Origin of the sequence: Flavobacterium macrobrachii (assembly GCF_014486675.1) — a bacterium.
GTDB lineage: Bacteria > Bacteroidota > Bacteroidia > Flavobacteriales > Flavobacteriaceae > Flavobacterium > Flavobacterium macrobrachii.
Window position 1 is genome coordinate 1 of sequence record NZ_JACTAC010000132.1, and the last position, 2,443, is coordinate 2,443.

Consider the following 2,443-nt stretch of genomic DNA (forward strand, 5'->3'; position numbering starts at 1 on the left):
AACAGTTTGGCAAAATGGCGGGTTTAGTGCTAAATTGAACATTAGGATTTCTAATAATCATTAGTGCTAAATTGAAAGTAAGTGCCTCAAAATCCGCCACTTCGCCAAGCTGCAAAACGTTATGCACAATGCGATTAGAGCACTCGTCATAAATTCACCATCTCAAAAAAATCAAAATATATTTTCTCAATTCAAAAAGAAGAATTAACTTTGTCAATAAATGACAAGTCTAATGAAAGAAACTTTTGGAGAATATATTAAGCGATTGAGAACCGAAAACGGTTTTACGCTTACTCAATTGGCGGCTAAATTAGATTTAGACTCTGCCAATCTTAGCAAAATAGAAAACAATAAAAGAGAATTTGACGAAAGGAGATTAACTCTTTTATCTGAAGTTTTTAATTTAAGCATTGACAAATTGAGAACTGAATTTTTTAGTGATTTAATCGCTAAAAAAATCTATGAAAATAATTGCGATGAAGAAACTTTGATTTTGGCCGAAGAAAAAGTTGCTTATTTAAAATCTAAAAAATCCCTATCAATATGAATATAGTATCTTTTTTTGCAGGTGCAGGAGGACTTGACCTTGGTTTCCAAAATGCAGGATTTAATGTTATTTGGGCAAACGAATACGATAAAGAAATTTGGGAAACTTATGAAAAAAATCATCCACACACAATTTTAGATAAGCGAAGTATTGTAAATATTCCGTCTGACGAAGTTCCCGAATGTGATGGAATTATTGGAGGTCCACCTTGTCAAAGTTGGAGCGAAGCTGGTGCAATGAAGGGAATTGCAGATAAAAGGGGTCAATTATTTTATGACTTTATCCGAATTTTGGAAGCCAAACAGCCCAAATTCTTCTTGGCAGAGAATGTAAGCGGAATGTTATTGGGGCGGCATTCAGAAGCATTAGAAAATATCAAAGAATTGTTCAGAAATGCAGGAGTTGGTTATGAACTTTCTTTTGAAATGGTAAACGCTTGTGATTACAATGTTCCACAAGACAGAAAACGGGTAATTTTTGTCGGTATAAGAAAAGATTTAGGTTTTACTTATCAATTTCAAAAACCAAATTTCAAAAAACTAACATTACAAGATGCTATTTGGGATTTAAAAGACAGTGCTCTTCCTGCAAAAACAAGCAATAAAACTAATGGTAACGACTGTAAAATTCCAAATCACGAATATATGACTGGTGGTTTTTCTACTATTTTTATGTCAAGAAATCGAGTAAGGAGTTGGGATGAACAATCTTTCACAATTCAGGCAGGTGGTCGCCACGCTCCTATTCATCCACAAGCTCCAAAAATGAAATTTATTGAACAGAATATTCGTGTTTTTGTTCCTGGAAAAGAAGATTTGTACAGAAGATTAAGCGTTAGAGAATGTGCAAGAATTCAAACATTTCCAGACGATTTTATTTTTCATTATGACAATATTTCAGCAGGTTACAAAATGATTGGTAATGCTGTTCCGGTAAATTTAGCTTACTTTCTTGCCAATAGTATAAAAGCCCAATTGCTACAAAATGAAACAAAACATCAATTAAAAAACATTAGTAAAGAAGCTGTAGCCATATGACAAATATTTTAGAAGCCATTGTAAATATTGCCGAAAATCCGATTTATGAAATCAGAAATCATTATTCAGGCAGAAACAGAATGAATAATGTAGGTGAAGCTTTGGAAACCTTCATTAAAGATGCTTTTGCAAATACCATTCAGACCGAAAATAAAACGGAAAAAATGCGAAGATACAATGAAGAATTTTCTTGGTTAGGCAACCAAAATCATCCACCTGATATTATGATAAAAGGTGGGGATGCTATTGAAGTTAAGAAAACTCAAAGTGCAAATTCTGATTTGGCTTTAAATAGCTCTTATCCAAAATCAACGGTTCAAGCAAATAGCACGATGATTACTCAAGCTTGTCGAACTTGTGAAGATTGGACAGAAAAGGATTTGATTTATTGCGTTGGACACACAACTGACGACAGCATAAAATCTTTGTGGATGGTTTATGGAAATATTTATGCAGCTACTCACGAAACTTATCAAATCATAAAGCAAAAAATTACTGAAGGAATAAACGAAATTCCAAATGTAGAACTTGCTGAAACTAACGAGTTAGGAAGAGTAAACCGAGTTGACCCTTTGGGAATTACCAACTTGCGTATTCGTGGTATGTGGCAAATTCAAAACCCAAGACGAGTATTTAATTACTTACATACATCAACTAATCTTTTTGAAGTGGTTACTGTTATACCAACAAAAAAATATGATAGTTTTTCAAAAGAAAGTAAAAAGAAACTTGAAAATCTAGGAAATCCGAATTTGACAATAGACAATGTAGAGGTTAAAGACCCGAATAATCCAGCAAATTTAATAGAAGCGAAATTGATAATATTTAAAGTAATAGAATAGTTCGCACAGTGCATAAT

At 33.0% G+C, this 2,443-nt stretch carries 3 protein-coding genes; all 3 read left to right on the forward strand.

Translation table 11 applies throughout. The annotated features are described in order from the left end of the window. Positions 1 to 232: 232 nt before the first annotated feature. From IAI56_RS15470 to IAI56_RS15480, 3 genes are read left to right on the forward strand one after another with little or no spacing between them, the layout of a single operon-like run. Complete coding sequence (locus IAI56_RS15470; RefSeq protein WP_187658718.1) at positions 233 to 547, forward strand: helix-turn-helix domain-containing protein; 315 nt, start codon at positions 233 to 235, stop codon at positions 545 to 547. Next, positions 544 to 1,584: a DNA cytosine methyltransferase gene (locus IAI56_RS15475; protein ID WP_187658719.1), complete on the forward strand. Its 1,041-nt coding sequence runs from the start codon at positions 544 to 546 to the stop codon at positions 1,582 to 1,584. Before IAI56_RS15470 ends, IAI56_RS15475 begins: the two co-directional genes overlap by 4 nt. Next, on the forward strand, positions 1,581 to 2,426 hold the full coding sequence (locus IAI56_RS15480; RefSeq protein WP_187658720.1) for an NgoPII family restriction endonuclease: 846 nt from the start codon (positions 1,581 to 1,583) through the stop codon (positions 2,424 to 2,426). Before IAI56_RS15475 ends, IAI56_RS15480 begins: the two co-directional genes overlap by 4 nt. Positions 2,427 to 2,443 lie beyond the last annotated feature (17 nt).

Bases quoted from the DNA above. Each gene is read 5' to 3' on its own strand.
- IAI56_RS15470 (WP_187658718.1), top strand. From the start codon at position 233: ATGAAAGAAACTTTTGGAGAATATATTAAGCGATTGAGAACCGAAAAC.
- IAI56_RS15480 (WP_187658720.1), top strand. From the start codon at position 1,581: ATGACAAATATTTTAGAAGCCATTGTAAATATTGCCGAAAATCCGATT.
- IAI56_RS15475 (WP_187658719.1), top strand. From the start codon at position 544: ATGAATATAGTATCTTTTTTTGCAGGTGCAGGAGGACTTGACCTTGGT.